General features: G+C 71.1%; 24 protein-coding genes. 9 read left to right on the top strand and 15 right to left on the bottom strand.

The features are described from left to right. Window positions 1-5 precede the first annotated feature (5 nt). Window positions 6-476, top strand: a complete 471-nt coding sequence (locus A3862_RS05560) for a MarR family winged helix-turn-helix transcriptional regulator (protein ID WP_043760232.1) — start codon at window positions 6-8, stop codon at window positions 474-476. Window positions 477-528: 52 nt separating this feature from the next. Here the strand turns inward: A3862_RS05560 and A3862_RS05555 are convergent, their stop codons facing one another. Together A3862_RS05555 and A3862_RS05550 are read right to left on the bottom strand one after the other, a co-directional pair. Then, window positions 529-1,899 carry a pentapeptide repeat-containing protein gene (locus tag A3862_RS05555; RefSeq protein ID WP_043760234.1) on the bottom strand — a complete coding sequence of 457 codons (1,371 nt, stop codon included), beginning with the start codon at window positions 1,897-1,899 and terminating at the stop codon, window positions 529-531. 45 nt (window positions 1,900-1,944) lie between these two features. After that, a complete protein-coding gene (locus tag A3862_RS05550) occupies window positions 1,945-4,263 on the bottom strand; it encodes an FdhF/YdeP family oxidoreductase (RefSeq protein ID WP_043760236.1) in 2,319 nt (772 codons plus the stop codon). A gap of 156 nt (window positions 4,264-4,419) precedes the next feature. Between A3862_RS05550 and A3862_RS05545 the strand changes: the two genes are divergently transcribed. Beyond that, window positions 4,420-4,593: a metallothionein gene (locus tag A3862_RS05545; protein ID WP_043357024.1), complete on the top strand. Its 174-nt coding sequence runs from the start codon at window positions 4,420-4,422 to the stop codon at window positions 4,591-4,593. A 249-nt stretch (window positions 4,594-4,842) separates the two neighbouring features. On the opposite strand, the gene A3862_RS05540 is transcribed toward A3862_RS05545, so the two are convergent. Beyond that, window positions 4,843-5,130 carry an MTH1187 family thiamine-binding protein gene (locus A3862_RS05540; RefSeq protein ID WP_043357022.1) on the bottom strand — a complete coding sequence of 96 codons (288 nt, stop codon included), beginning with the start codon at window positions 5,128-5,130 and terminating at the stop codon, window positions 4,843-4,845. A 115-nt stretch (window positions 5,131-5,245) separates the two neighbouring features. Then, the gene (locus tag A3862_RS05535; protein ID WP_043357021.1) at window positions 5,246-6,148 is read right to left on the bottom strand and encodes a LysR substrate-binding domain-containing protein; all 903 of its coding nucleotides are present in this window, start codon (window positions 6,146-6,148) and stop codon (window positions 5,246-5,248) included. Window positions 6,149-6,256: 108 nt separating this feature from the next. On the opposite strand from A3862_RS05535, the gene kdgD reads away from it, so the two are divergent. The 3 genes from kdgD (at window position 6,257) to gudD (ending at window position 10,054) form a co-directional block, all read left to right on the top strand. Next, the gene (gene kdgD, locus A3862_RS05530) at window positions 6,257-7,171 is read left to right on the top strand and encodes a 5-dehydro-4-deoxyglucarate dehydratase (protein ID WP_043760238.1); all 915 of its coding nucleotides are present in this window, start codon (window positions 6,257-6,259) and stop codon (window positions 7,169-7,171) included. A gap of 98 nt (window positions 7,172-7,269) precedes the next feature. Beyond that, entirely contained in the window at window positions 7,270-8,625 is a 1,356-nt protein-coding gene (locus A3862_RS05525) for an MFS transporter (RefSeq protein WP_043386722.1), read from the top strand. 79 nt (window positions 8,626-8,704) lie between these two features. Continuing rightward, the gene (gene gudD, locus A3862_RS05520) at window positions 8,705-10,054 is read left to right on the top strand and encodes a glucarate dehydratase (RefSeq protein ID WP_043760240.1); all 1,350 of its coding nucleotides are present in this window, start codon (window positions 8,705-8,707) and stop codon (window positions 10,052-10,054) included. 22 nt (window positions 10,055-10,076) lie between these two features. Here gudD and A3862_RS05515 read toward each other — a convergent pair whose 3' ends face one another. From A3862_RS05515 to A3862_RS05480, 8 genes are all read right to left on the bottom strand, one after another. Further along, on the bottom strand, window positions 10,077-11,618 hold the full coding sequence (locus A3862_RS05515) for an amidohydrolase family protein (RefSeq protein ID WP_043760242.1): 1,542 nt from the start codon (window positions 11,616-11,618) through the stop codon (window positions 10,077-10,079). A gap of 26 nt (window positions 11,619-11,644) precedes the next feature. After that, window positions 11,645-12,451, bottom strand: coding sequence for an ABC transporter ATP-binding protein (locus A3862_RS05510; RefSeq protein ID WP_043760244.1), 807 nt, complete (start codon window positions 12,449-12,451; stop codon window positions 11,645-11,647). After that, window positions 12,441-13,367 (bottom strand): ABC transporter permease, encoded by a 927-nt coding sequence (locus tag A3862_RS05505; protein ID WP_043760246.1) that lies wholly within the window; start codon window positions 13,365-13,367, stop codon window positions 12,441-12,443. Before A3862_RS05505 ends, A3862_RS05510 begins: the two co-directional genes overlap by 11 nt. A gap of 4 nt (window positions 13,368-13,371) precedes the next feature. After that, on the bottom strand, window positions 13,372-14,424 hold the full coding sequence (locus tag A3862_RS05500) for an ABC transporter substrate-binding protein (RefSeq protein ID WP_043760248.1): 1,053 nt from the start codon (window positions 14,422-14,424) through the stop codon (window positions 13,372-13,374). A gap of 461 nt (window positions 14,425-14,885) precedes the next feature. Further along, window positions 14,886-15,431: a GNAT family N-acetyltransferase gene (locus A3862_RS05495; RefSeq protein WP_043760250.1), complete on the bottom strand. Its 546-nt coding sequence runs from the start codon at window positions 15,429-15,431 to the stop codon at window positions 14,886-14,888. 22 nt (window positions 15,432-15,453) lie between these two features. Next, window positions 15,454-16,347 (bottom strand): NAD(+)/NADH kinase, encoded by an 894-nt coding sequence (locus A3862_RS05490; RefSeq protein ID WP_043386741.1) that lies wholly within the window; start codon window positions 16,345-16,347, stop codon window positions 15,454-15,456. Between the two features lie 11 nt (window positions 16,348-16,358). Continuing rightward, a complete protein-coding gene (locus tag A3862_RS05485) occupies window positions 16,359-17,345 on the bottom strand; it encodes an SPFH domain-containing protein (protein WP_043760252.1) in 987 nt (328 codons plus the stop codon). A gap of 10 nt (window positions 17,346-17,355) precedes the next feature. Beyond that, window positions 17,356-18,087, bottom strand: a complete 732-nt coding sequence (locus A3862_RS05480; RefSeq protein ID WP_111473431.1) for an NUDIX hydrolase — start codon at window positions 18,085-18,087, stop codon at window positions 17,356-17,358. Window positions 18,088-18,337: 250 nt separating this feature from the next. On the opposite strand from A3862_RS05480, the gene A3862_RS05475 reads away from it, so the two are divergent. The 3 genes from A3862_RS05475 (at window position 18,338) to A3862_RS05465 (ending at window position 21,962) form a co-directional block, all read left to right on the top strand. Next, window positions 18,338-20,530, top strand: coding sequence for a marine proteobacterial sortase target protein (locus A3862_RS05475; RefSeq protein ID WP_043760255.1), 2,193 nt, complete (start codon window positions 18,338-18,340; stop codon window positions 20,528-20,530). Further along, window positions 20,527-21,117 carry a class GN sortase gene (locus A3862_RS05470; RefSeq protein WP_043353988.1) on the top strand — a complete coding sequence of 197 codons (591 nt, stop codon included), beginning with the start codon at window positions 20,527-20,529 and terminating at the stop codon, window positions 21,115-21,117. Before A3862_RS05475 ends, A3862_RS05470 begins: the two co-directional genes overlap by 4 nt. Before the next feature lie 92 nt (window positions 21,118-21,209). Next, a complete protein-coding gene (locus A3862_RS05465; protein ID WP_043760259.1) occupies window positions 21,210-21,962 on the top strand; it encodes a helix-turn-helix domain-containing protein in 753 nt (250 codons plus the stop codon). A 263-nt stretch (window positions 21,963-22,225) separates the two neighbouring features. On the opposite strand, the gene A3862_RS05460 is transcribed toward A3862_RS05465, so the two are convergent. Both A3862_RS05460 and A3862_RS05455 read right to left on the bottom strand, forming a co-directional pair. Further along, entirely contained in the window at window positions 22,226-22,492 is a 267-nt protein-coding gene (locus tag A3862_RS05460; RefSeq protein ID WP_043345609.1) for a hypothetical protein, read from the bottom strand. A gap of 313 nt (window positions 22,493-22,805) precedes the next feature. Further along, complete coding sequence (locus tag A3862_RS05455; protein WP_043386753.1) at window positions 22,806-23,303, bottom strand: Rrf2 family transcriptional regulator; 498 nt, start codon at window positions 23,301-23,303, stop codon at window positions 22,806-22,808. 94 nt (window positions 23,304-23,397) lie between these two features. On the opposite strand from A3862_RS05455, the gene hmpA reads away from it, so the two are divergent. Beyond that, window positions 23,398-24,642: an NO-inducible flavohemoprotein gene (gene hmpA, locus A3862_RS05450; RefSeq protein WP_043760262.1), complete on the top strand. Its 1,245-nt coding sequence runs from the start codon at window positions 23,398-23,400 to the stop codon at window positions 24,640-24,642. 138 nt (window positions 24,643-24,780) lie between these two features. Here the strand turns inward: hmpA and A3862_RS05445 are convergent, their stop codons facing one another. Further along, window positions 24,781-25,722, bottom strand: coding sequence for a cyclic nucleotide-binding domain-containing protein (locus A3862_RS05445; protein ID WP_236961772.1), 942 nt, complete (start codon window positions 25,720-25,722; stop codon window positions 24,781-24,783). Between the last annotated feature and the right edge of the window lie 68 nt (window positions 25,723-25,790).

Raw genomic sequence — 25,790 nt, 5'->3', positions numbered from 1 at the left:
ACGATATGGCGTATATTGCCGATACGGCTGAGGCGGAGCCGGAGACGGATCCGCTGCTTCTCGATAACCAGCTTTGCTACGCGCTCTATGCTGCCGCGCATCGAATGACCAAGTCGTACCGGCCCCTGCTCGAGCGGCTCGGACTGACATACCCGCAATATCTGGTCCTGCTGGTGCTGTGGGAGCAGGACGGCGTCACCGTGTCGGAGATCGGCCGGCGCCTGCGTCTGGATTCCGGCACGCTGACACCGGTGCTGAAGCGCCTGGAGGGCGCGGGCTTCCTGCTCCGGACCCGCCGCCAGTCCGACGAGCGCGAGGTCGAGATCGCCCTGACGCCCGAGGGCGCCGCTTTGCGCGCCGACGCGGTCTCCGTCCGCGAGAGCGTGATGTGCCAGCTCGAACTCAGCGAGCCGGAGATCCGCGCCCTCCGCAAGGATCTCAGCCTCGTCATCGAGCGGCTCAGCGTGAGCGACTGAGGCGCCCTCGGAGCCGCGATGAGCCGCTTGCGCCGCGCTGGAGCGATCGGCCTCACCGCCGCAGGCGGTTGCCCAGGACGAAGCCGTAGAGCCCCATCAGGATGATGCCGACGCCGCCCTCGATGCCGACCAGCAGGTTGGTGACGCGGCCGGTGGGCTTGAGGCCGATCTCCGGCGGGTTGGCGGTCATCATGTTGAGCGCGCTGTAGCTCAGGAGGTCGAGGGGATTGTAGGTCGGCCCCGCCTCCGGCCCCTCCAGGATGAACAGGCCGCCGGTGAGCCCGAAGAGGCCCGCGAACACCACGATCAGCAGGGCGAAGGCCCGGGCGATGCGCGACAGGCTCTCGCCGTAATCGCACAGCCACTCGACGAAGCGGTCCGCGGTCCAGCGATAGCCGTGGCGCAGGAAGCCGGCCCCGTCCCGGGCGCCCCAGGCGCCGCGGGCCTGCTGGCCGGCATGGAAGCGGCCCATCCGCCGGCCGCGCTTGTAGGCCCAGCTCGCCGCGTCGTGGCTTCCGATGCTCTTCCAGTTCTGCTCCAGCGCGAGGTAGCTCGCCTGGGCGGCCTCGTAGGCGCCGGCCACTTCCTCGCCCACCGCCCCGCCGAGCTGCTCCACGCTCATCCGCGTTCCGTTGAGCCAGGCGCCGGCGAAGCGGGCATGCCGCAGGCGGCAGGTGCCGAGGTTCAGCCGTACGAGGTCGGTGTCCGAGAGATCCGCGCCCGAAAGATCGGCACCGTCGAGCTTCGCCCCGGTGAAATGCGCCCCCCGCAGCCGCGAGCCGGCGAGCGACGCCTTGGTCAGGCTCGCCTCGGCGAAATCCGCATGGGTCAGATTGGCGTCGGTGAGCTTGGCCTCGTCGAGCCGCGCCCCGCGGAAGACCGTGTCGTCCGCATCCGCCCCGGAGAAATCCGCACCCCAGAGGTCGGCCTCGGCGAAATCGGTCCCGTCCAGGAGGGCGCCGGACAGGTCGGCGAAGCGCATCGCGGCGTGCCCGAAGCGGGCATCCTCCAGCATCGCCCCGGCGAACTTCACCTGACCAGCGACGATGCCGGTGAAGTCCGCCCCCGAGAGGTCGGCCTCGGACAGGTCGGCCTCCTCCAGGATCGCGCCGGTGAAGCGCGTCGAGCGTCCGACGGCGCCGGCGAGGCGTGCCCGGCGCAGGTTGGCGCCGGAGAGGTCGGCCTGCTCCATGCGGGCACGGGACAGGTCCGCACCGGCCAGCGCCAGTCCGCCGGACTCGACGTCCGTGCCGATGCCGGCGTCCGGCTGTGCGGCGAGCGCGTCCGGCCCGGCGCTCAGCTGCGACAGGTCCGCGCCCGGCTCATGCAGGGGCGCCCCGCCGGCGATCCGGTCGAGGAGGGCGCGCAGCCGCGACTCCACCGGAGTGTCCGGTCGTGCATCGGGTGGGGTCGCTTGGTCCATGGTCGTTCCTTGCCGGAACGCGCGACCGGACGCCAGACACGCCGCTCACGGGCCCTGGGTCGCGGCCGCCACCCGCACGGCGATCGCCTTGGCGGCCGGCGTCTTGGACTGCTCGTCATGGTGCCAAAGCGGCAGCAGCACGTTCAGCTCCGGATAATACCCGGCGCAGTTGCCCTCCGGGATGTCGTAGGCCACCACGCGCAGGCCGCCGACGCGCCGCGGCACTTGGTCCTCGGCCTCGGTCGCCACGGCGACGGTGAGGCCGTCCCTCAGCCCCAGCCGGGCGATGTCCCGCCGGTTCATGAACAGCACGTCGCGGGTGCCCTTCACCCCGCGGAAGCGGTCGTCGTAGCCGTAGACCGTGGTGTTGAACTGATCGTTCGACCGCAGGGTGATCAGATCGAGCACGTCCGGGCCGCGGGCGGGAAGGTCCGGATCGGCCTCGAGGCCCTCGGGGACCGCGAAATTCGCCTTCCCGGTCTCGGTCTCCCACTTGCGGTCGCGGGCGCCCAGCGGTTTCAGCAGGCCGCCGGGCTGGAACATCCGACCGTTCAGGTCGTGGAACACGCTCGGGTAGGTCGCTTCGATCGCGTCGCGCACCCGCGCGTAATCGGCGACCCAGGCATCCCAGTCGATGCGGGGATTCGGCGGCAGGGTCGCCTTGGCGATCTCCGCCACGATCCAGGGTTCGGCGCGCACATGCGGACCGACCGGATCGGCCACCCCCCGCGAGCCATGGAACTGCGCGGTGGAGCTCTCGATCGACACGGCCTGCGGGCCGCTCGCCTGCCGGTCGATCTCGATCCGGCCGAGGCACGGCAGGATGTAGGCGACGGCGCCGTTCACGAGGTGGGAGCGGTTGAGCTTGGTCGAGACCTGCACCGTGAGCCGTTGCCGGCGCCAGGCCGGCTCCATCCGGCCGGTATCGGGGATCGCCCGCAGGAAGTTGCCGCCGAGCCCGATGAACGCCTTCACGCGTCCATCGAGGAGCCCCTCGCAGGTCTCCACCGTGTTGAGCCCCTTCTCCCGCGGTGGCTCGAAGTCGTAGAGTTCCTTCAGCCGGTCGAGCGGTGCCAGTTCGGGCTTCTCGGTGATGCCGACGGTACGCTGACCCTGCACGTTCGAGTGGCCCCGCACCGGGCAGATCCCGGCGCCGGGCTTTCCGATATTGCCGCGCAGAAGCAGCAGGTTGACGAGCATCCGGACGGTCTCGGTGCCCTTGCGGTGCTGGGTCAGGCCCATCCCGTAGATGCCGATCACCGCCTTCGCGCGGGCGTAGACGCCGGCGGCCGCCTCCAGCGCCGTCCGGGTCAGTCCGGAGCGCCGCTCCAGGGCGGCCCAATCCTGCCCGTCGCAGAAGCGGACGAAGGCCTCGAAGCCGTGGGTGTGCTCGGTGATGAAGGCGCGATCGAGGACCCCCGGCCGGCCGGCGGCGTCCGCCGCCCGGTCGAGGGCGAGCAGCGCCTTGCACAGGCCGGTGAGCGCCGCGAGATCCCCGCCGGCTTTCACTTGGTGATACTGCGTCGAAATCTTGGTGGAGGAGCGCGTCAGCATCTCTACCGGCGATTGCGGGTCGGTGAAGCGCTCCAGCCCGCGTTCCCGGAGGGGGTTGAAGGTGATGATCTGGGCCCCCCGGCGCCGCGCCTCCTGGAGCGGGTGCAGCATCCGCGGCGAATTCGACCCGACATTCTGGCCGAAGAAGAAGATCAGATCGGTGGTCTCGAAGTCCTCCAGCAGCACCGTGCCCACCGGCGCGCCGATCGATTGCGGCAGGGCCACCGAGGTCGGCTCGTGGCACATGTTGGAGGAATCCGGCAGGTTGTTGTTGCCGTAGAGCCGGGCGAGCAGCGCCCACATGTAGCTGGTCTCGAGGGAGGCCCGTCCCGAGGCGTAGAACACCACCGATTTCGGGTCCTGCGCGCGCAGGTCCTTCAGCTCCCGGCCGATCTCCGCGAGGGCCTCCGCCCAGGCGACGGGCCGGTAGCGGTCCGTCTCCGGATCGTACCGCATCGGATGGGTGAGGCGTCCCTGCTCTTCGAGGGCGTAGTCGCTCCAGCCGAGGAGTTCGGTCACCGTGTGTTCGGCGAAGAAGTCCGGGGTCGCCCGCCGCCGCGTCTGCTCCCAGGCGGTCGCCTTGGCGCCGTTCTCGCAATACTCGAAGGCGAGGGGCTTGGCGGGCTTCGCCCAGGCGCAGGACGTGCACATGTAGCCGTCCGGCTTGTTCTGCTTCAGCAGCATCGCCGAGCCGGTGATCGGCACGCCCTCACGGGTCAGGATCTCGACGAGGGAGCGGGCCGAGCCCCAGCCGCCCGCCGGGCCGTCATAGGGCTCGATCCGGACGTCGTCGGTCTTCTGATCGGCCATGCCGTCCTCCCATCCGGCGCATCGATCACCGGACGAAGGGAACGCACGAGGGAGCGAATGGGATCACGGGCGCGTCACCGCGTTCTTGGACGGCTTTCCTTGCCGATGGCGCGGATCTAACGTCGAGCCGCGGACCGACCGCCGGAGGAGGAAACCATGGCCAGCGTCGACGTCGAGATGGTGAAGTGTGCGTGCCAGGATTGCGTCTGCGTGATTCCGGTCTCCAAGGCCGTGTCGCGGGACGGCAAGGCCTATTGCTGCGACGACTGCGCGGACGGCCACAAGAATCACGCCGGCTGCGAGCACGCCGGCTGCGCCTGCCACGGCTAGGGCCGCTCGCAATCGCGCTGCGACGGTCTGGAGAAGGCATCTTTGGTCGAGACAGCCGCGACGCGCCCCCTCTCCCGTGCGGGAGAGGGTTGGGGTGAGGGATCAGGTCTTTCCGGAAAGCTCTCGCCCCTCACCCTGTCCCTCTCCCGCACGGGAGAGGGGACCCGCGCCTCGCTCGGCGCGGGCTCGGCTGTCGTCACTCCGCCGACCTGATCGGGAGCGGCTCTGCGTCCGTGCCCGTCCTCGCGGTCAGGAGACCGCCGCGAGCTTGTCGGCCATCGACTGATCCTTGTCGCGGCGCGTCGAGAAGATCAGCGTGAAGAAGGTCCGCTGGACGCCGAGTTCGGCGAGCTTCGCCTCGCATCGCTCGGCCAGCGCGCAGATCTCCGACAGCTCACCCTCGATGTTCGTGCCGTTGGGATGCATCGTGGCGGTGAGCCCGCTCGCCTCGATGATGTCCTTGATCGCCCGGACGTAGGGCGAGACCGACGGGCCGACGCCCATCGGCACGATGCAGAGGTCGGCCGAAACTTTCATGGTGCCTGCCTGATCCGGGGGAAGCGGCCCCGCACGGTTCTGCGACCGGACGCGGGGCGGGCCGGCAGGCTATCGCCGGCCGCATCGACTTTCCAGGGCGCTGCCGAGCCGGCCGTCACGCCTCGCCGGTTTCGAGCGCGGCGGCGCGCACGGAAGGCAGGCACGGATTGGCATTGTCGGTGCGCCACGCGAGCCACAGCTCCGGCCCGGTCGTGGCGGGCAGGGCGATCGGCCGGAGCCGGATATCGGCCATGCTGTTGCCCCGGGCACTGCCCGGCACCAGCGCGACGCCGATGCCCGCGCCGACGAGCGCCAGCATCGCGTGGACCTGATTCACCCGCTGCACGATCCGCGGCTGCACGCCCCCGGCCTCGAACAGCCTGTCGAGGAGGTCGATGAAGTAGCGGCCACCCCGGGGCGACCACGTCACGAAGGCCTCGCCGTCGAGATCCCGCAGGGTCGGGGTGCGGGCGGTCGCCAGGCGGTGTCCGCGCGGGACCGCGAGCAGCAGCCGTTCCCGTGCGAGCGGCGCCGTCGCGATCGCGGATTTCGGATCCTGCAGGACCGGACTTGGCCGCAGGATCGCGAGATCGGTGCGGTTCTCGCCCAAAGCCAGGATCTGCTCGTCCGAGACCATCTCCTCCAGCACGAGGTCGACCTCGGGCAGGGTCCGGCGGACATGGGCGACGACCTGGGGCAGCGTCCGGTAGGCCGAGGCGGCGGTGAAGCTGAGGCGCAGCACCCCGCTCTCGCCCCGGTCGGCGCGCTGCGTGATGCGCGCGGCGTTCTCGGCCGCCGCCAGCACCCGGTGGGCCTCCGCCAGGAAGGTCCGGCCCGCCGGGGTCAGGCGCACCGCCCGTGTGGTCCGCTCGAGCAGCGTCACGCCCAGCGTCTGCTCCAGCATCTGGATCTGCCGCGACAGGGGCGACTGGGTCAGGTTCAGCCGTGCCGCGGCCCGGCCGAAATGCATCTCCTCTGCGACGGCGATGAAGCTGCGGGCGTGGCCGAGATCGAACATTGATGCAAAATCCGGGATAATCCAGCCAAAATCAACGTTGGACGCATCGAAGGCCTGCGCCTAACCCCGGACGCGACACCGAACGGTGCGCATCAGAGAGAGGAATCGATGGCGCGGATGACCCCGGTCGAGATGGCGCGCGTGTTGGGCTCCGGCCTGCTGTCGTTTCCGGTCACCCATTTCCGCGACGATCTCGGCTTCGACGAGACCGCCTATCGGGACAATCTCGGGCGGCTGGCCGACTACAAGGTCTCGGGCCTGTTCGCGGCCGGCGGCACCGGCGAGTTCTTCTCGCTGACGCCCGCCGAGATCGACCGGGTCCTGCGCGCCGCCGTCGCGGAGACCCGCGGCCGCACGCCGGTCATCGCCCCCGCCGGCCAGGGCACCGCCCTGGCGGTCGAGATGGCCCGGGCCGCCGAGGCCGCCGGCGCGGACGGAATTCTGCTGCTGCCGCCCTACCTCGTCGGCTCCGAGCAGGCCGGTCTCGCCGCCCATATCGAGGCGGTCTGCCGCGCGACCTCTCTCGGGATCATCGTCTACAACCGCGCCAACGCCCAGCTCAACGAGCAGACGCTCGCCAGCCTGTGCGAGCGCTGCCCGAACCTCGTCGGCTTCAAGGACGGCGTCGGCGATGTCGAGCTGATGACCCGGATCTACGCCGCTTTGGGCGACCGCCTGACCTATGTCGGCGGCCTGCCCACCGCCGAGACCTTCGCGCTGCCGTATCTGGAGATGGGCGTCACCACCTACTCCTCGGCGATCTTCAACTTCCTGCCCGAATGGGCGCTGTCCTTCTACGACAGCGTGCGCCGCCGGGACCGCGACGCCGTCTACCGGGAGCTGCGCGACTTCGTCCTCCCCTACATCGCGATCCGCAACCGCAAGCGCGGCTACGCGGTCTCGATCGTCAAGGCGGGGATGAGCGCCGTCGGCCGCCACGCCGGCCCGGTCCGGCCGCCGCTGACCGAATTGGACGCGGCGGAGCGCGCCGAGCTGACGGCGCTGATCGGCGACCGCCGCTGAGCCCCCACGAGACGACCAACGACAGACCCGCCGAGCCAACGGCGGCAACGACCCGCCTCCTGGATCAACCGGGCGGCGACGAGCCAGGGAGAACGTCCATGAGTGCCAGTTCGAGCGGCGCGGCGAGCACCCTGCTCGACGCCGCCGATGCGGGTCGCCGCACCCGCGTCCGCCTGCTGATCGTCGCGATGCTGTTCGCCGCCACCACGATCAACTACGCCGACCGCGCGACCATCTCGATCGCCGGACCCGACATGGCCAAGGAACTCGGCCTGTCTCCGGTCCAGATGGGCTACGTCTTCTCGGCCTTCGCGTGGTCCTACGTTCTGGCCCAGATTCCGGGCGGCTGGCTCCTCGACCGCTACAGCGTCAAATGGGTCTACGCCGCCGCCGTCGCCCTCTGGTCCGGCTTCACCCTGGTCCAGGGGGCCGTCGGCTTCTTCTCCGGCCTCACCGCCGTGGTGCTGCTGTTCGCCCTGCGGCTCGCCGTCGGCCTCACCGAGGCGCCGGTCTTCCCCGCCAATGCCCGGATCGTCGCCGCGTGGTTCCCGACCCGGGAGCGCGGCATGGCGTCGGCGTTCTTCAACTCGGCGCAGTACTTCGCCACTGTGCTGTTCACGCCGCTGATGGCGTGGATCGTCCACAATTTCGGCTGGCACCACGTCTTCACCAGCATGGGCCTGCTCGGCCTCGCCTTCGCGGTGGTGTGGCTGCGCGTCGTCGACAGCCCGAAGAACCACCCGTCCATGAATCAGGCGGAGCGGGACTACATCGAGGCCGGTGGCGCGCTGCTCGACATGGACGGGCAGAGCCGGACCAGGCAGGGCGATGCCGGCCGGACGCTGCGCCAGCTGCTCGCCAACCGCATGCTGCTCGGCATCTATATCGGCCAGTACTGCATCACCGTGCTGACCTACTTCTTCCTGACGTGGTTCCCGGTCTACCTCGTCAAGGAGCGCGGCCTGTCGATCCTCCAGGCCGGCTTCGCCGCGGTGCTGCCGGCGCTCTGCGGCTTCATCGGCGGCATCCTCGGGGGCGTGATCTCCGACCTGCTCCTGCGCCGCGGCTTTTCCCTGACGGCGGCCCGCAAGATCCCGATCGTCGGCGGCATGCTGCTGTCGATGAGCATCATCGGCTGCAACTACGTCCAGGCGGATGCCCTCGTGGTCGGGCTGATGGCGCTCGCCTTCTTCGGCAAGGGCATCGGCGCGCTCGGCTGGGCGGTCGTCGCCGACACCTCCCCGCGGGAGAGCGGCGGCCTTTCGGGCGGCCTGTTCAACACCTTCGGCAACACCGCCGGCATCACCACGCCGATCGCCATCGGCTACATCGTCCAGAGCACGGGCTCGTTCAACGGCGCCCTGGTCTTCGTGGGCCTGAACGCCCTCGTCGCCTGCTTCTGTTACCTCGTGGTGGTCGGCGAGATCCGCCGCGTCGAGCTGAAGGCCCACTGACCCGCGGGCCGGACCGGCCCCGTTCCGAACCCGCCCCGCGCCCGGCTCAGGCCGGCCGGGGATCTTCGAGGAGGACGCCATGCCGAACGACAGCCGTCATGCCGCGCGCAACACGCCCACCGTGACCGAGATGAAGGTCGTGCCGGTCGCCGGCCACGACAGCATGCTCCTCAACCTCTCGGGCGCGCACGGCCCGTACTTCACCCGCAACCTCGTGATCCTCACGGACTCCACCGGCGCCACCGGCCTCGGCGAAGTCCCCGGCGGCGAGGGCATCCGCAAGACCCTGGAGGATGCCCGGGACCTCGTGGTCGGGCAGCCGCTCGGCGCCTGGAACGCGGTGCTGAACGCCATGCGGACGCGCTTCGCGGACCGCGATTCCGGCGGGCGCGGGCTGCAGACCTTCGACCTGCGCATCACCATCCACGCGGTGACGGCGGTCGAATCCGCCTTCCTCGACCTGCTCGGCCAGTACCTCGACGTGCCGGTGGCCGCCCTCCTGGGCGAGGGCCAGCAGCGCGACGCCGTCGAGATGCTGGGCTACCTGTTCTACGTCGGCGACCGCACCCGCACCGATCTCGATTATCGCGCACCGATTGCCCGCGACGGCTGGTTCCGCCTGCGCGACGAGGCGGCGCTGACACCGGAGGCCGTCGCCCGGCTCGCCGAGGCCGCCTACGACCAGTACGGCTTCAACGATTTCAAGCTGAAGGGCGGCGTGCTGCGGGGCGAGGAGGAGATCGCCGCCGTCACCGCGATCCACGCGCGCTTCCCCAAGGCGCGGGTGACGCTGGACCCGAACGGCGCGTGGTCCCTCGACGAGGCGATCCGCCTCTGCAAGGGCCAGGGCCACGTCCTGGCCTACGCGGAGGATCCCTGCGGCGCCGAGGGCGGGTTCTCGGGCCGCGAGATCATGGCCGAGTTCCGCCGCGCCACCGGCCTGCCCACCGCCACCAACATGATCGCCACCGACTGGCGGCAGATGAACCACGCGATCCAGCTCGGCGCCGTCGACATCCCGCTCGCCGACCCGCATTTCTGGACGCTCGCCGGCTCGGTCCGGGTGGCCCAGCTCTGCCGCGACCACGGCCTGACCTGGGGCTCGCACTCGAACAACCATTTCGACGTGTCGCTCGCCATGTTCACCCACGTGGCGGCGGCGGCCCCGGGCAACGTCACGGCGATCGACACCCACTGGATCTGGCAGGACGGCGAGCGCCTGACCAAGGAGCCGCTGGCGATCCGCGGCGGCCTCGTGCGGGTGCCGGAGCGGCCGGGCCTCGGCATCGAGCTCGACATGGCGGCGGTGGAGGAGGCGCACGCCCTCTACCGCGACCACGGCCTCGGCGCCCGCGACGACGCGGCCGCCATGCAGTTCCTGATCCCCGGCTGGAGCTTCGACAACAAGAAGCCCTGCCTGGTCCGCTGAAGCCCGGCCCGGGCCTGCGCCGTCAGACGCGCGAGCTGGGGCGGTAGAACGGCTCGTGCCGCGACGGGTCGATGTAATCGGCGTAGAAGCGCCGCGCGTGGGGCAGCAGCGCCTTCGAGAGCTGGCGCCGCTCGACCTCGTCGTCCGACAGCGCCCGCGACAGGTCGTCGTGGAGCGCCTTCAGGGCGGCATCCTTGTCGACCCGGGTGAAGCGGCCGTCGGCGTAGAGCACCTCGCCCTCGCACAGCACCGTGGTCACGCCGCCGGTCTTGGCCCGCTGGATCACGGCGTCGAGGAGCGGCGTCTCCGGGTCGAGATACGGGTAGGCGATCTGGTCCCAGTCGATCAGGACCATGTCGGCGCCCTTGCCGACTTCGATCGTGCCCAGGCTATCGCCATAGGGCGTGGTGCGGGCGCCGCCGACGGTCGCCATGCGCAGCACCTGCGCCATGCTCGGCACGTCGGCCTCGTCCATGCCGGGCACCCGGTGGGCGCGGAGCACGAGGCGCATCTCCTGGAGCATGTCGCGGTCGTCGTTGATGCCGGCCTCGTCGAGGCCGATCGCCGTGTTGATCCCCTTCGCCTCGAACCGGTTGAGCGCCGCCACGCCGGAGCGCAGCCGGAAGTTCGACGAACAATTGTGGCAGATGCAGGTGCCGGTCGCCGCGACCCGCTCGATGTCGGATTCGTTCAGCCAGACCCCGTGGCCGAGGGTCAGGCGCGGACCGAGCATGCCGAACCGATCGAGATACTCGACGGCGGTGCCGCCGCCGCGCTTCTCCGCATAGGCCTTCTGGTAGGCGGTCTCGACGAGGTGCATGTGCATCGGCACGTCGTAGGATTCGGACAGGCCGGCGAGCCCTTCGAGGGCCGCGTCGGAGCACCAGTGGAGGTTGGCGGGCGCGAGCTGGATCTTGGACCGCGACGCCCCGGCCTGTCCGGCATGCAGGCTGCGGAACAGGGAGAAGTTGTCTTCCAGGGACATCTGGAAGCGCTCGAACCAGCGCTTCATCGGGTCCTGCAGCGGCGCCGGCAGGCTCGCCACGAAATCCATGTCGGCCTGATAGACGAGGCGGTTCTGGTCGCGGACCGCGAAGCAGTACGAAACCCGCATGCCGATGTCGCGATAGGCGCGCAGCACCTCGTTGGAGCGCGCCTCGACCTCCTCCAGGCTGCCGGGCATCCAGCCGTGGATGTGCTGGACCGTGGTGATCCCGGAGCCGACCATCTCGAAGGCCGAGTACAGGGTGTCGAGGTAGAGGTTCAGGTTGCGCGCCACCATGCGGGTGACGAACCACAGTTCCAGCGGCATGTCGGGGGAGCCGAGCTGCACCGGCGTCAGGCCGACATGGTGGTGGCCGTTGACGAAGCCCGGCAGCAGGATCTCGCGGCCGGAGCCGATCACGGGGGCGTCGGGATAGCGGGCATGCAGGTCCGCGTAGGTGCCGACCGCCTCGATCACGCCGTCCTTCTGCAGGACCGCGCCGTCGGCGATCTCCTCCCAGCGGTCGTGATCGAGGGTACGGGTGATCATCCGCCGGCTGCGGATCAGCGATGTGGCCATGGTCGTGTCCGTGTTGGGGGAGGGGGTCAGACGAGCGCTTCCTGCTCGGCGAAGGCCCGGTCGACCTCGTCGCGCAGAAGCTCGGTGAGGTGCCGCCGCATCGCCTCGGCCTCGGGGGAGAACGGGTCGCGCGGGCGGGGCAGGTCGTTGCGGACGATGGTCTTGATCCGCCCGGGCCGGGCCGTGAACACCACCACCCGGTCGGCGAGCGCCACCGCCTCGTCGATGTGGTGGGTCACGAACAGCACCGAGGCGCCGCTGTCGCGCCAGACGTCGAGCAGAAAGTCCTGCATCTTCTGGCGGGTCTGGACGTCGAGCGCCGCGAAGGGCTCGTCCATCAGCAGGACCTTGGGACGCATGGCGAGCGCCCGGGCCACGGCCACGCGCTGGCGCATGCCGCCGGACAATTCGTCCGGCCGCTTGTCGAAGGCCTCGGCGAGGCCGACGCGCTGGAGGGCGGCCCGCGCGATGCTCCGGCGCTCGGCCTCCGGCACGCCTTTCAGCGACAGGCCGAAGCTGACGTTCTGCCAGACGCTGAGCCAGGGCAGCAGCGAGGTCTCCTGGAAGATCAGGCTGCGCTCCGGCGACGGGCCGGTGACGGCCTCGCCGAAGGCCAGGAGCGCGCCCCCGGAGGCGGGTTCGAGCCCGGCGATCAGGTAGAGCAGCGTGCTCTTCCCGCAGCCCGAGGGGCCGAGGAACACCACGAACTCGCCGGGCCGCACGGTGAGGTCGATGTCGCGCAGGGCCTCGTGGGCGCGAGCGGTGCCGGCCGCCCAGACCTTGGCGACGCCCCGGCAGGAGACGGCGTCCTGGGATGCGGGATCAGAGGCCAAGGGAGGACCCCGCGTCGCGCGGCAGCCAGTAGAGCATCCGCCGCTGGACCAGCCGGAACAGCAGGTCGAAGGCGAAGCCCAGGAGGCCGATCAGCGTGATGGTGAAGAAGACGAGCGACGGGTTGAAGGTGTTGCGCGCCAGCATGATCACCTGGCCGAGCCCGTAGCCGACGCCGGTCGCCTCGGCGACGAGCACCACCATCCAGGCGCCGAACAGGTTGAGGCGCAAAACCGCGAGCAGCCCCGGCAGGATCGCCGGCACGATCACCCGCGCGTAGATCTGGCGCTTCGTCGCCCCCATGGTCCGGGCGACGTTGATGTAGTTCCGGTTGACCCCGTCGATCTGGTGGATGGTCGAGAGGACCATCGTGAAGAACAGGGCGATAAACACCATGAAGATCGCCGGGGCGTTGCCGATCCCGAACATGAAGATCGCCACCGGCAGCCACGCGATCGGCGAGACCGGGGCCAGCAGCGTGATGGTCGGCAGGGTCAGCCGCTCGAACAACACGACGTAGCGGATCGCCACGCCGACGAGGATCGACAGGGTCGCGGCCAGGGCGAGGCCCGCCAGGACCCGGCCCGTGGAGGCGAGCACGGTGATCAGCACCGCCATGGCGGGGCTCGGGCCGGTATTCATCCCGGTGCCGATCTGCCAGCGTTGCGCGGTGTTGAAGAAGCGCGCCTGCTCGGCGAGGTTGCCGAGGAAGATGTGCGGCGGCGGCAGGAGCTTGGCGTCGGCGATGCCGAGCGCCCAGAGCAGCTCCCAGAGGCCGGCGAAGCAGCCGACCGAGACCAGCATCCAGCCGATCCGGCGGAGCAGGGGGACGAGCCCGTCGGGCAGCGCGAGGCGCTGACCGAAGGGCACGCGCGGCCGGATGTGCGGGACGGCGGCGCGGGCGAGATCGACGGCCATCCGCTCAGGCCGACTTCAGCTTGAGCTTGCCGTAGAGATCCGGGTTCTCGGCGATGACCTGCTCCAGCAGGGTCCAGTCGATCGCGTCGCGGCCGGGCTTCTTCTTGATGTAGCCCATCTCGGCGACGGAATCGGTCCGGTCGAGGATGAACTGCGTCTGGTTGCGGGCGTCCACCACCGAGGGCTGCCGGCCCATGGCGAGCTGGGCGTTGCTCATCGAGGTCTTGTAGTAGGAGCCGACGAGCTTGTTCAGGGCGGCCTGGGGATCGCCCTCGGCCAGGGCCTGGGCCTTCATCATGCCCTTGATCAGCGCCTTCACGGCGGCCGGGTTCTTGGCGATCAGCTCATTGCGGACCGCCAGCACGCAGTCGGTGTAGCCCTTGCCGTAGATGTCGGTGCCGTCGGAGAGCTTCACGGCGCCCTTCACGTCGGTGAGGAGCGCGGTGCCGTAGGGCTCGATGGTCGAGATGATGTCCAGCGCCCCGGCGCGGAACGCCTCCACGGCCTCCGGGGTCGAGCCCATGTAGCGGACCGTGATGTCCTTGAAGGCGACGCCGTTCTTCTTCAGCCAGTCGTAGGGCAGCACCTCCAGCGTATCGAGCTGGAAGGTGCCGAGCGTCTTGCCCTTGAGCTTCTCCGGGCTGTCGAGGCCGGGCTGGGCGACCAGCACGCAGCCCTCGATGCCGCCGCCGGCCACGATCTTCACGGGGGCCCCCGCGTCGTAGAGCGCCATGAAGCTCGTGTAGGGCATCACGCCGGCATCGACCTGCCCCATGCCGAGGAAGGTGACCTGATCCGAGAAGGTCGGCGTGTTGACGAAGTCGATGGTCAGGCCGTCATCCTTGGCGAGCTGCATCGCCTCGGCGAGGAAGAAGTTCAGGTTGCAGAAGCCGGTGCCGTGGGTCGCGCGGATGCCGGTGGCCGCCGCGGCCGGGCCGGTCAGGCCCGGACCCACCGCCAGGGTCAGCGCGGCGGCGGTCCCGCCGAGGAAGCGCCTGCGGCTGGGCTTGAACCGCGTGAAATCCGGGACGCGATAATCGCCGTGACGGTCGCACATATCGACTCTCCTCAGAGGGCGGATCGTGCGATCCGCCGGACGGCGCGTGCCGGTGCTGAAACGGAGGGATCGGAGCTCGGGACAGGCTCAAGGCAGTCGCGGAGATCCGGTCGCCCGGCACCTCACCACATCGACGGCACGCCAACCTCTAGCCGCCGCCGGGGCGACGCTGCGCTGGTGAAGACGAACCAAGAAGCGTGCCAGATGCAGGGACCGACCGTATTGGCGGCGCGCCTTGCCCGTCGCCGCTGTCGAAGAACTGCACCGCCGTCATTGCGAGCGGAGCGAAGCAATCCAGCAGCGCTAGGCCTCCGAACGTCGCGCTGCCCTGGGTCACTTCGCTGCGCTCGTGATGACGGACACCGTCTTCGCGCCGTGATTCGACCGGTCCGACGCCCGCGAAAGCAGCTGAATGCCGCCGGCGTATTCAGCCGGGGTCTTTGGACAGTGCCGGACCGGCCTCAGCCGCGCGCGGAGCGCTCTGCCCATTTCCGGCGCAGGATGGCGTACTGCATCGTGTTCTCGAGGATCGGGTTGCCCTGATCGTCGTCCACGAAGGTGACGAACTCGCGGAACAGGCCCTCGAGGCGCATTCCCAGCGTCGCGCACAGGCGGTGCGAGGCGGCGTTGTCCTCCTCGACATAGGCGTAGAGGCGCCGCGCCTGCCGCTCGCAGAACAGGTGCCCGAACAGAGCGGCCGCGGCCTCATGGGCGTAGCCCGCGCCGCCATACGCGGCGTTGAAGTTCCAGCCGACCGAGAAGGTGTCGGGCGGTTCGGGGAGGCAGAACAGGTCGCCGATCAGCCGGCCGCACGCGGTCAGGCACACGGCCACGTGCTCGTCGTCGCTGGCGCGCCGCTCGGCCTCCGCCTCCGCGTCCGCCGGCGTATCGAGGCGGCTGCTCAGGAAGCAGCGTGCCCGCGGCCGGTGCAGGTAGGCGAACAGGTCGGCGGCGTCGTCCGGCCTGAAGCGCCGCAGGATGAGGCGGTCGGTCCGGATGGCGATCATCGGGCTCCCGGTCGGCGCCGCCCTACGCGGCCACGAGGTTGAAGGTGCGGTCGGCCGGCGCGAGGCTCACCCGCCGCCCCCAGTCGAAGGCGACGAAATCCTGCTCGATCCCGTCCGAGAACACCACGCCGCCCTCGTTCATCCGCGACACCACCGTGAGGGGCGATCCGGCGAACTTGCCGCCGCGCAGGTCGGTGCCGGTGGCGACGCTCGGGAACGGCTCGCGCACCCAGTAGCCGAAGGCCGCCTCCTCGATGCCCACCTCAACGGTGAGGTGCGTCGCCTCGCTGATCGAGCGCGCCCAGCCGGTCAGGCCCGTGCCCGAGGCCACGATCAGCCCGCTCGACGAGTGGTCCTCCGCCCGCGCCCCGTCGTCGATGCGGTAGCGCGCCGATTGGTGGCTGCGGTGGCCGACGAAGATCTCATTCAGGGCGAGCAGCCGCTCGCCGCCGTCGAAGGTCGCCTGCACCATGGTGCGCCGCTGCAGGGGCGCGGCGCCGGCCGCGCTGGCGGGCAGCAGGGCACGCAGGGCCTCGACCCGGGCCCGGGCCAGCACGCCGTCGTAGAGGTCGGGCGCCGGGTTGACGCCGACCACCGGCTGACCGTCGAGGTATTTGGCGACGTTGGCCACGAGCCCGTCCTGCCCCACGGCCACGACCACGTCCTCGGGGGCGAAGAGGAAGCGGTCGAGGTCGGGGCGCCGCACCAGGGCCTGCCGCCAGTCCAGGGGCACGGCGGACCGCGCCTCGGCGAGCACGGCCTGGAACTGGGCGTGGCGCGCCTCGACCTCCGCGAGCGTCTGGCCCCGGCTCTCCAGGAAGAACCGAACCTGGCCGCGGGTCGCGTGCCGGGCGATGAGCAGCTCGTAATCCGTGTCGCGGATCACGAAGACGACCCGGGGGGTGATGGCCGGCATGGCGGGCCTCCTCAGCGCGGCGCGAGCCGCGCGGGCAGCGCGCCGCGGAACTCCCCGAGGACGGCCGCCAGCAGATCGGGCGTGACGTTGACGTGCTCGATGGTCTCCAGCTTGCCGGCGAGTTCCCGGGCCGCCAGACCGAGCAGGACGGCGGGCGGCATGTCCCGGTAGATTGCGGCGCGGCGCTGCTCCGCCTCGGCCCGGGCCCCCTCGACGAGCCGGATCCGCTCGGCCTCCGCGGCGGCCTCCAGGCCGCGGGCCTCCGCGACGCCGGCGGCGCGGTCGCGGGCGTTCTCGGCTTCTTGCGCGATCAGCACGGTCTCGCGCCGGGCCAGCTCGGTCTTCGTCGCGAGCTCGTTCTCCGCGATGGCGCGCTCCTTCTCGACTGCGAGCGCGCGCCGGGCGAAGGTCGCCTCGTCGGCCTTCTGCTGCAGGGCCTCGAAGGTCGGCGTCTGCAGGGCGCGCTCCAGCTCGCTCGTCGGCGCGAGGTTGGTGAGCCGCACCGCCACGGCCGCGATGCCGATCTCGGCCAGGGCCGGGGCGGCGAAGAGCACCCGTTCCAGAACGGCGCGCAGCGGCTCCGGCCCCGCGTCGAGGAGGGCGCCGATCGGGCTCGCCCCGAGATATTGCAGCACCGCCTGACCGGCGATGCCGCCGAGGCGCGCCTCGATCCGCTCGATCGGCTCGCCCTGCAGGCGCCCGGTGCGGAGGTCGATCGAGAAGTCGACCCGGCTCGCCAGCAGCTCGGGATCGACGACGTGCCAGCCGATCGTCCCCTGGACCACGACGGTCTGGAAGTCCCGGCTGCGGCCGCGGACGAACAGGGTCATCTCGCGGTCGTCCACCGGCACCTCGCTGATGCTGGCGGTCTCGGGCCGGAACCAGAAGACCAGCCCCCGCCCGCTCTGCCGGACCCGGCCGTTGCGGAAGCGGATGATGTGGCTGCTCGCCTCGCTCCGAAGCTGGGCGATCACACCGATGTTGCGGACCGTGGCCATGATGGTCTCCTCAAAACTGACCCGACCTGTCGAAGCGGAAGAGTTCGGCGGGGCGGAAAGCCGTCCCGGCCTCGCGGGCGCCCGTCGGCGCGATCCAGCCCCGGTCGCGCATGCGGCGGCGGAAGGCGGATTTGTTGTGGGGCGCGCCGCGGATCGCCGCGTGTACGTCCTGGAGCTGGCGGAGGGTGAAGTGCTCCGGGAGCAGCGCGAAGCCGACATCCGTGTAGTCGAGCTTGCCGCGCAGCCGCTTCACGGCGAGCGCCAGGATGTCGGCGTGGTCGAAGGCGAGGGCGAGGGGGGCGCCGTCCTCCGTGACGGCCGAGACCGGGCCACCGGCCTCGCCCGCCCAGGGCACGACCAGCGTCGCCGCCGTCAGCGCGGCGCCGCCCGCCAGGGCCTCGGCGAAGGCCGCCTCCGGCAGCAGCGCCAGATAGGCGACCGAGACGATGCGCATCCGCGGATCCCGGTCCACGCCACCGAAGGTGTAGAGCTGTTCGAGCCGCGCCCGCCCGATCCCGGCCTTGTCGCGCAGGACGCGCTCCGCGGCGGCGTCGAGGGTTTCGGCGATGCCCACGAACCCGCCCGGCAGGGCCCAGCGGCCCGCCTGCGGCTGCTGGCTCCGCCGCAGCAGGAGAGCGGCGAGCCGCCCCGCCCGGATCCCCAGCAGGACGAGATCCACCGCCAGGGCGGGCCGCTCGTAGGCCGCAGGATCGTAGCCTGCCAGGAACTCGGATTCGGTCATCGCTCGATTTCTACTCAGGTTGAGCATAACTAAGACGCAGGTTGCGCATATGTCAAGGCGACGGCGGATCCGTCAGGACGCGCCGCCGGGCGCACAGCTCCGCACCGGCTCCGCACAGATCCGCCGCGGCGCGGCCGGCCGGTGCGGGCCGAGCCTGGAAAAGGGCGAAGCTTCTCGTGGCGGCCGAGGGGCGGGCGCGGGAGCTTCAGCGGCGAGCCGGCCCCGATCCGCCGGCGCAGGAGGTTCCCCGATGCCGTTCTTCGCTCCACGACCCGCGGTCGAGCCCCCCCGCAACGCCGCGTTGTCACCGCTCTTCCTCGCGCTGCTGGCGCTCCTCATCATGCTCGCCTCGGCCCACGCGGCGCCGGGGCCGGCGCGGGGCGGCCTGATGCTGCGCGGGCCGGCCGGCGCCGCGCCGGCCGAGGCCGTCCAGCTTGCCACCGACATCAGCGTCGATGTCAGCGGCCCGACCGCCCGGGCCACGGTCACCCAGGCCTTCCGCAACACCACGGCGGACTGGGTCGAGGGCACCTACGTGTACCCCCTGCCGGAAGACGCGGCCGTCGACGGGATGAAGCTCGTCGTCGGCAACCGCGTGATCGTGGCCGACATCCGCGAGCGGGCGGCGGCCAAGCGCGCCTACGAGGCCGCGAAGGCGGCCGGGCAGTCGGCGGCCCTGACCGCGCAGGAGCGGCCCAACATCTTCACCAACGCGGTCGCCAATATCGGCCCCGGCGAGACGGTGGTGGTCCAGATTACCTATCAGCAGACGATCCCCGTCTCCGGCGAGACGCGGACGCTGCGCCTGCCGCTGGTGGTGGCGCCCCGCTACACTCCCGCCCCCGCCGCGGTGGACGCGGTCTCCCTCGACGGCGTGGCCGAGGCGGCCCGCGACCCGGTTCCGGATCGCGCCCGGATCAGCCCGCCGGTGCTCGACCCGGCCCTGTCCCCGCCGACCAACCCGGTCGCCGTCACCGTGCGGCTCCAGGCGGGCTTCGCCGTCGGCGCCGTCCGCAGCGCCACCCACGCGATCCGCGTGACCGAGACCGGCCCGGAGGCGCGCACCGTCACGCTGGCCGACGGCGTCGTGCCGGCCGACCGCGACCTCGAGCTGACCTGGGAGCCCGCTCCGAGCCGGGTGCCCGGCCTCGGCCTGTTCCGCGAGACCGTTGCCGGCCGGACCTACCTGCTGGCCGCCGTGAACCCGCCGGCGCTCGAGGCAGACGCGGCCACCCGGCCGGCGCGCGACGTCACCTTCGTGATCGACAATTCCGGCTCGATGTCCGGCGCCTCGATGCGGCAGGCCAAGGCCGGGCTGCTGGCCGGCCTCGCGCGTCTGACGCCGCAGGACCGCTTCAACGTCATCCGCTTCGACGACACCTGGGACGCGCTGCATCCCGAGCCGGTCCCGGCGACGCGGGCCGCGCTGGCGGAAGCCGAGCGCTTCGTCGCCGCCCTGGAGGCCCGCGGCGGCACCGAGATGCTGGCGCCGCTCAAGGCGGCCCTGGCCGATCCCCATCCGGAGGACGGGCGCGTGCGCCAGGTCGTGTTCCTCACCGATGGCGCCGTCGGCGACGAGGAGCGGATCTTCGCGGCGATCCACGCCAATCTCGGGCGCACGCGCCTGTTCATGGTCGGCATCGGCTCGGCGCCCAACGGCCACCTGATGCGCCACGCCGCCGAGATCGGCCGCGGCAGCTTCACGGAGATCCGCGACCTCGCCCTGGTCGGCGAACGGACCCGCGCGCTCTACGAGAAGCTGGAATCCCCCGCCGTCACCGACCTGACCGCGACCTTCTCGGTCCCGGGCGTCGCCGTCACGCCGGGCGCGCTGCCCGACCTGTATCGCGGCGAGCCGCTGGTCTTCGCCGCGCAGCTGCCGGAGGCGGCCGAGGGGATCGCCCACAGGACCGTGACCGTCTCGGGCCGGGTGGGCGGCCGGACCTGGACCCGGACCCTGCCCCTCGCCGCGGCCGGTACGGGCGCCGGCATCTCCAAGGTCTGGGCGCGCTCCCGGATCGGCGAGACCGAGACCGCGCGGATCACCGGACGCCTCGGCGCGGAGGCGGCCGACGCCACCATCCTGGCGCTGGCCCTGGAGCACGGCCTGACGACGCGGCTGACCAGCCTCGTGGCCATCGACGCCACGCCCCGCCGGGCGCCGGGCACGCCCCTCGTCGCCGCCGACCTGCCGCTGAACCTGCCGGCGGGCTGGGACTTCGCCAAGGTGTTCGGCACGGACCGGAGCGGCGAAGCGCCCGCCGACGACAAGGCCGCCCGGATCGTGCCGATCCATGCCGGCGAGGCGGGCGTCGACCTGCCGCAGACCGGGGCCGGGATCCTGGCGCAGCTCGGCCTGGGCCTGCTCCTCGCCCTCCTGGGCCTCCTGCTGGGCGCTGGCCTGCAGCGGCGCGGCGTCCGGCGGATCGGGGACGCGCGATGAGCCGCTCCCCGGTATCCGGACTGGGGAGGGCCCTCGCGGCCCTCCTCACCCTCGGGGGGCTCGGATTGGCGGCGCAGGCCGCCTGGATCCCCGCCAAGGCCGCCCTGGCGCAGGTGCTGCTGGAGCGCGCCTTCGCCCGCACGCTGGCCGAGGGGCACCCCGCCAAGCCCTGGCCCTGGGCCGACACCGAGCCGGTCGCCCGGCTCACGGTCGCGGGCCGCAGCTTCGTGGTGCTGCGGGGCGGGAGCGGCCAGGCCCTGGCCTTCGGCCCGGGCCATCTGGACGGTACGCCGGAGGCCGGCGCGCCCGGCACCGCAATCTTCGCCGCCCACCGCGACACGCAGTTCGCGGTGCTGGGGCGCCTCGGGCCCGGCGATCCCGTCACGGTGACGGGCCGCGACGGCCGGACCCGGCATTTCCGCGTCACCGGCACGCGGGTGGCGCGGTGGGACGCCTCGGGCATCGACCCGCAGGCGGCCGGCCGGCATCTCGACCTCGTCACCTGCTGGCCCCTGGAGGCGCTGCGGGCCGGACCGCTCCGGCTGATCGTCGAGACGGAGCTGGCGTCGGAGGCGGGGCGTTCCTGACGGGCCGCCGTGGATGGCCAGCTTGGCCGCGCTTGCGCAATTGTGCGGTTTCGTGCGGATCTGTCCGGATCAAGCCCGCGCGAGCCGTGCCTGTGAGCGAGATCGAACTGTCCGAGGCGCAGAGCCGCGCCATTGCCCAGACCGTGCGCGAGGCGCTGGCCCGCCGGCGGATCTCCCGGCAGACGCTGGCCGAAGAGGCCCGGATCAGCATTTCGACCCTGGAGAAGGCGCTCGCCGGCCGCCGGCCCTTCACCCTGGCGACGACGATCCGGCTGGAGGAGGCCCTGGGCCAATCCCTCCGCCAGGAACCGGGGCGACCGGCTCCGGAGACGGCCCGTCACGCGCCCGACGAACTCGGCTCCTATTCCCGGGAGAGCGTGGCCTGGATCGAGGGGCGCTATCTCACCCTGCGGCCCTCCTTCGGGACGGCCGGCGCGATCTTCGCCTACCGTACCGAGATCGCGTGGGACGCGGAGTCGGCCCGCCTCGTGTTCCGCGAGGCCGAGCGGCTCGACGCCCCCTTCGCGCAATCCGGCAGCGTCGCCGTGCCGAGCCAGTCGGGCATGATCTATCTGGTGACCAACTGGCACGGGCAGCATCGCCTGGCGGTCCTGTGCCGCCCGAACATCCAGGGCGAGATGTACGGGGTCCTGACGACGCTCCATGCGGGGCGCGGCACCCAGCTGACCCCCGCCGCGGCGCCCCTGGCGCTGCTTCCGGAGCAGGCCGACGCGTTCGGCTACGGGCGCATCGGACCCGAGGAGCCGGGCTTCGCACCGTACCGCGCCTATCTCGCCCGCGTGCACGAGGACGGCTACGCCACCTTCTTCACGGGTGTCGCCTGACGGGGCCGGGCGCGATGCGGATGGGCCGGCGCCCCTGGCCGTGATGGGCCGGTCGACACAGCAGCCGACGCGTTCGGCCGACCGCGCGTTGCGCCGGCTGCGGACAGGAGGCGTCCCCCGCCGGATCGGCCCCCTCGCGCAGGCGCCGGCCGGCCGAAGACCCTGCGCCCGTTCGGGTGCCCGTCGAAGCCTCCGTCCTTGGAGAGGGCCGCTCCGTGAGCAGACCCTCTCCGGACCCGGCGGGCCGCCGGGTTCAGGCCGCGCTACTGGGCCGCGATGTTGTAGGCGAGCGCCGACGAGGCGAGGGAGGCCCCCCACACGCAGAGCGTCGTGCTCGTTCCCATGGTCGGCACCGCGATCAGCGCGCCGACGCTGGCCACGGCGAGGCCGATCGCTGCCCCGTACAGTGCGTCGTCGCTCACGCCGCCGGCGACACAATCGATCTCTTCATCCGTCAATTCGCGGATCTCTGGCACATTCTTCATCATCGCGACCTTTCGATATCGATGGTTGAATGCCGAATTATCCATCGGCGTCGCGCAGGCAGCCCCAAAGCGTTCGAGAGATCAAATCGTATAGAAGCACTATAGCCTGCGTCCGGGCGAGGTCCTATCGCCGGTGCCGTCCTGCCCTGGGCTCCGGAGCCGCGACGGCAGAGGTGAAGACCTGCCGCTTCGATCGCGACGACTGCGCCGCGATCACCGAGGCGAGTCGGCATCCGGTGGGGCTCCGAGCCCGCGTCCGGAGCGCGCCGACGCTCGCCCATGCTCCGATGCTGCGGGCGTCCGGCCTTGCGATGGCGTTGGTGATCACATCGCGGCGTCGAGGCTGAGCAACCGTCGATCAACGCACCGGGTCGACGGGGCGTCGAGGCATGCGCGAGGCGGGCTCGTCGATCGACGGCATGGGATCGATGCCCAGGAGGGCTGCGAGATCCGGCCCGGCATTCGGCTCCAGCAGGTCGGCGAGGGTATGTCGGTCGAGGACCGCGAGGAACGCGGCGAGCGCTTCGTTCAAGACACCCTTGAGGCGGCACGCGGGCGTGATCGCACAGGCCGCACCGGCGAAGCAGGGGACCAGCGCCAGATCCTCCTCCATGGCCCGCACGACGTCTCCGACGCGGATCTGGTCCGCAGGCCGGCCCAGAAGCAAGCCGCCGCCCCGGCCACGCGTCGTCCGGATCAATCCCAGCCGGCCCAGCTGATGCACCACCTTCACCAAGTGATGCTCGGAGATCCCGTAGGCCGCCGCGACGCCGGCTATGGAGCCCTGCCGGGGGCCCAGCGAGCCGAGATAGATCAGAGTGCGCAGGCCGTAATCGGTGAAGCGGGTCAGCCGCATGTCAACTCCGTAACAGCCCTTAAGGTGCATAACGATTGCACCTTTAAAAATGGGCCGTCATAAGGTGCATGTAATATGCATCTTGAGGACCGCCATGCCTGCCCCGCTGAGTCCCTCCACCGTCGCCCTCATCAAAGCCACGATTCCCGCCCTGGAGGCGCGAGGCCTAGACATCACGCGGCGCATGTACGAGCGACTGTTCGAGAACGCCGAGATGCGCGACCTCTTCAACCAGTCGCACCATGGGGCAGCGGGCTCGCAGCCGAAGGCCCTCGCGCAAGCCGTGCTGGCCTATGCCCGCAACATCGACAATCTGAGCGTTCTCGGCGGGGCGGTGGAGCGCATCGCGCAGAAGCATGTCGCGCTCAACATCCTCCCCGAGCACTATCCGCATGTCGCGGATGCGCTGCTCGGCGCGATCGGCGACATTCTGGGCGATGCGGCGACGTCCGAGATCTGCGCGGCCTGGGGAGACGCGTACTGGCTCCTGGCGGAGATCCTGATCGGGCGCGAGGCGGCCATCTACCGCGACCACGCCGCAAAGCCTGGAGGCTGGACCGGCTGGCGCGCGTTCCAGATCGAGAACGTGACCCAGGAGAGCGAGACGATCCGCTCCTTCGTGCTGGCGCCGGTCGATGGGGGGCCCGTGCTGCGCCACCAGCCCGGTCAATACCTGGGCTTCCTCTTCGACCTGCCAGGCCAGGGCGTTCTGAAACGCAATTACTCGGTCTCGTGTGCCCCGAACGATCGCGTCTACCGCATCACCGTCAAGCGCGAGAACGCGCCCGGTGCGCCGGCCGGTGTCGTCTCGAACTGGCTACACGACGCGGCCGGCATCGGCACGATCCTGCGCGTGGCACCGCCGGCGGGCGACTTCTTCCTCGACCGGTCGACGAACGGCCCGGTGGTCCTGGTCAGCGGCGGCGTCGGACTGACGCCGATGGTGAGCATGCTGGCCGCCATCGCGGATGAGATGTCCGGGCGCCCGACTTGGTATGTCCACGGAGCCCTCAACGGCCGTGTCCATGCGCTGCGGGACGCAACGGCCGCCGCAGCCTCGGGGCGCGCGCATATCCGCGTCCGGACCTTCTACGCCCAGCCGGACGCGCAGGACCGGCGTGGCGAGCATTACGACGAGGCGGGTCTCATCACGGCGGATTGGCTCGTCGCGAACACGCCGCAGGCCGAAGCGGTCTACTACCTCTGTGGTCCCAAGCCGTTTCTGGCCGCGCTCGTCAACGGCCTGCAGCGCCACGGCGTCCCGGCCGAGCGGGTCCGCTTCGAATTCTTCGGGCCGGCGGACGAATTGCTGGAGGACGAGGTGCGGCGCGTCGCCTGATCGTGGCGCCACGGCCGGGTGTCGGCGGCGCCGCGAACGGCGCTGCCGCCTCCCGTGATCGCGCGTGCGGGCGCCGGACCGCCCGGTGCCGACGGAACGGGCGTCCGCCGTCGAACGCCGCGGGCCGCCCTGCCGTCCCTATCCCTTCAACCGCTCGATCAGGGCCAGGGTCCGGCGACCGGTGTCGTCGAAGGCAGGCAGATCGATCATGGGGTCGGGCTTGGCGACGGCGGTCAGTCGCGCGCGGTCGCGGATGACGATCTCCTGGCCCGCAACGCCGATGCCGATCTTGGTGAGGGCTTTGAGGGCGCGGGAGAAGGACTCGCGCGTCATCCCGAGTTCGGACGCGATCATGTGCTTCTCGTAGGGCAGGATCGCGCGGTCCGGCGTGCCCTGCCGTTCGGATAGGACGAGGATATGGCATCCGACGCGCTCGGCCGCGGAGCGCAGCTTCAGATTCTTGGTCTGCCGCACCATCCGACGGAACTGCTCGGCGAGCGTTTCCAGAACCGCCTTCGCCAGATGCGGGTTGCGGTCCACCGCGTCGCGGAACGCATCGGCCGGAATGAGCAGGAAGCGGGTCGGCTCCGGAGCCCGCCCCTGCATCAGATACGGCGATGCGGTCACGACGGCGGCAGGGATCAACAGGTCCGGCGCCCTCACGACTTCGATGAGCACCTCGCGGCCATCGCGGGATCGTCCGAAGAGCTGAACCGATCCCGACAGGACGACGATCTGGAAGGTCGGGACCTCGCCCTGCGCAAAAAGGATCGTCCCCGCCGGCACTTCGTGCTCGAGCGTGTGCTGGAACATGGTGCGGATGCGCGGTGCCTCCTTGCTGCTGTCACCCGTTCCGGGATCGGTGTTCGCTTCTCCGCGCATGGCAAGCTGCGCTTCCACTCGACCGCGGCATCGTGAGAACCGGGGCGCATTCCGGCCTTGATGCATATCAACTGCAGATTTGGCCCAACCCCGATCCCGATCCGGCATCGACCGCGCGCCGCCGACCCGCGGCGAACGCGAACCGCCGGGGCCGGCAAGCGCCCTGGGGCCGGATGTGACTGCCGTGCGCCGATCCACCCGATGTCGGCGCGGAGGCGGGCCTGCAGCCCTACGACCAGCTGTGGGCGGGCGCCGAGAGGGCATTG

This window comes from Methylobacterium sp. XJLW (assembly GCF_003254375.1).
GTDB classification, from domain to species: Bacteria; Pseudomonadota; Alphaproteobacteria; order Rhizobiales; family Beijerinckiaceae; genus Methylobacterium; species Methylobacterium fujisawaense.
Note: the sequence above shows the minus strand (reverse complement) of the source record. Positions and strands in the feature narration are given on the sequence as shown.

Coding starts and splice junctions, on each gene's coding strand:
- A3862_RS05560 (WP_043760232.1), top strand. CDS start 6: ATGGCGTATATTGCCGATACGGCTGAGGCGGAGCCGGAGACGGATCCG.
- A3862_RS05555 (WP_043760234.1), bottom strand. CDS start 1,899: ATGGACCAAGCGACCCCACCCGATGCACGACCGGACACTCCGGTGGAG.
- A3862_RS05550 (WP_043760236.1), bottom strand. CDS start 4,263: ATGGCCGATCAGAAGACCGACGACGTCCGGATCGAGCCCTATGACGGC.
- A3862_RS05545 (WP_043357024.1), top strand. CDS start 4,420: ATGGCCAGCGTCGACGTCGAGATGGTGAAGTGTGCGTGCCAGGATTGC.
- A3862_RS05540 (WP_043357022.1), bottom strand. CDS start 5,130: ATGAAAGTTTCGGCCGACCTCTGCATCGTGCCGATGGGCGTCGGCCCG.
- A3862_RS05535 (WP_043357021.1), bottom strand. CDS start 6,148: ATGTTCGATCTCGGCCACGCCCGCAGCTTCATCGCCGTCGCAGAGGAG.
- kdgD (WP_043760238.1), top strand. CDS start 6,257: ATGGCGCGGATGACCCCGGTCGAGATGGCGCGCGTGTTGGGCTCCGGC.
- A3862_RS05525 (WP_043386722.1), top strand. CDS start 7,270: ATGAGTGCCAGTTCGAGCGGCGCGGCGAGCACCCTGCTCGACGCCGCC.
- gudD (WP_043760240.1), top strand. CDS start 8,705: ATGCCGAACGACAGCCGTCATGCCGCGCGCAACACGCCCACCGTGACC.
- A3862_RS05515 (WP_043760242.1), bottom strand. CDS start 11,618: ATGGCCACATCGCTGATCCGCAGCCGGCGGATGATCACCCGTACCCTC.
- A3862_RS05505 (WP_043760246.1), bottom strand. CDS start 13,367: ATGGCCGTCGATCTCGCCCGCGCCGCCGTCCCGCACATCCGGCCGCGC.
- A3862_RS05500 (WP_043760248.1), bottom strand. CDS start 14,424: ATGTGCGACCGTCACGGCGATTATCGCGTCCCGGATTTCACGCGGTTC.
- A3862_RS05495 (WP_043760250.1), bottom strand. CDS start 15,431: ATGATCGCCATCCGGACCGACCGCCTCATCCTGCGGCGCTTCAGGCCG.
- A3862_RS05490 (WP_043386741.1), bottom strand. CDS start 16,347: ATGCCGGCCATCACCCCCCGGGTCGTCTTCGTGATCCGCGACACGGAT.
- A3862_RS05485 (WP_043760252.1), bottom strand. CDS start 17,345: ATGGCCACGGTCCGCAACATCGGTGTGATCGCCCAGCTTCGGAGCGAG.
- A3862_RS05480 (WP_111473431.1), bottom strand. CDS start 18,087: ATGACCGAATCCGAGTTCCTGGCAGGCTACGATCCTGCGGCCTACGAG.
- A3862_RS05475 (WP_043760255.1), top strand. CDS start 18,338: ATGCCGTTCTTCGCTCCACGACCCGCGGTCGAGCCCCCCCGCAACGCC.
- A3862_RS05470 (WP_043353988.1), top strand. CDS start 20,527: ATGAGCCGCTCCCCGGTATCCGGACTGGGGAGGGCCCTCGCGGCCCTC.
- A3862_RS05460 (WP_043345609.1), bottom strand. CDS start 22,492: ATGGATAATTCGGCATTCAACCATCGATATCGAAAGGTCGCGATGATG.
- A3862_RS05455 (WP_043386753.1), bottom strand. CDS start 23,303: ATGCGGCTGACCCGCTTCACCGATTACGGCCTGCGCACTCTGATCTAT.
- hmpA (WP_043760262.1), top strand. CDS start 23,398: ATGCCTGCCCCGCTGAGTCCCTCCACCGTCGCCCTCATCAAAGCCACG.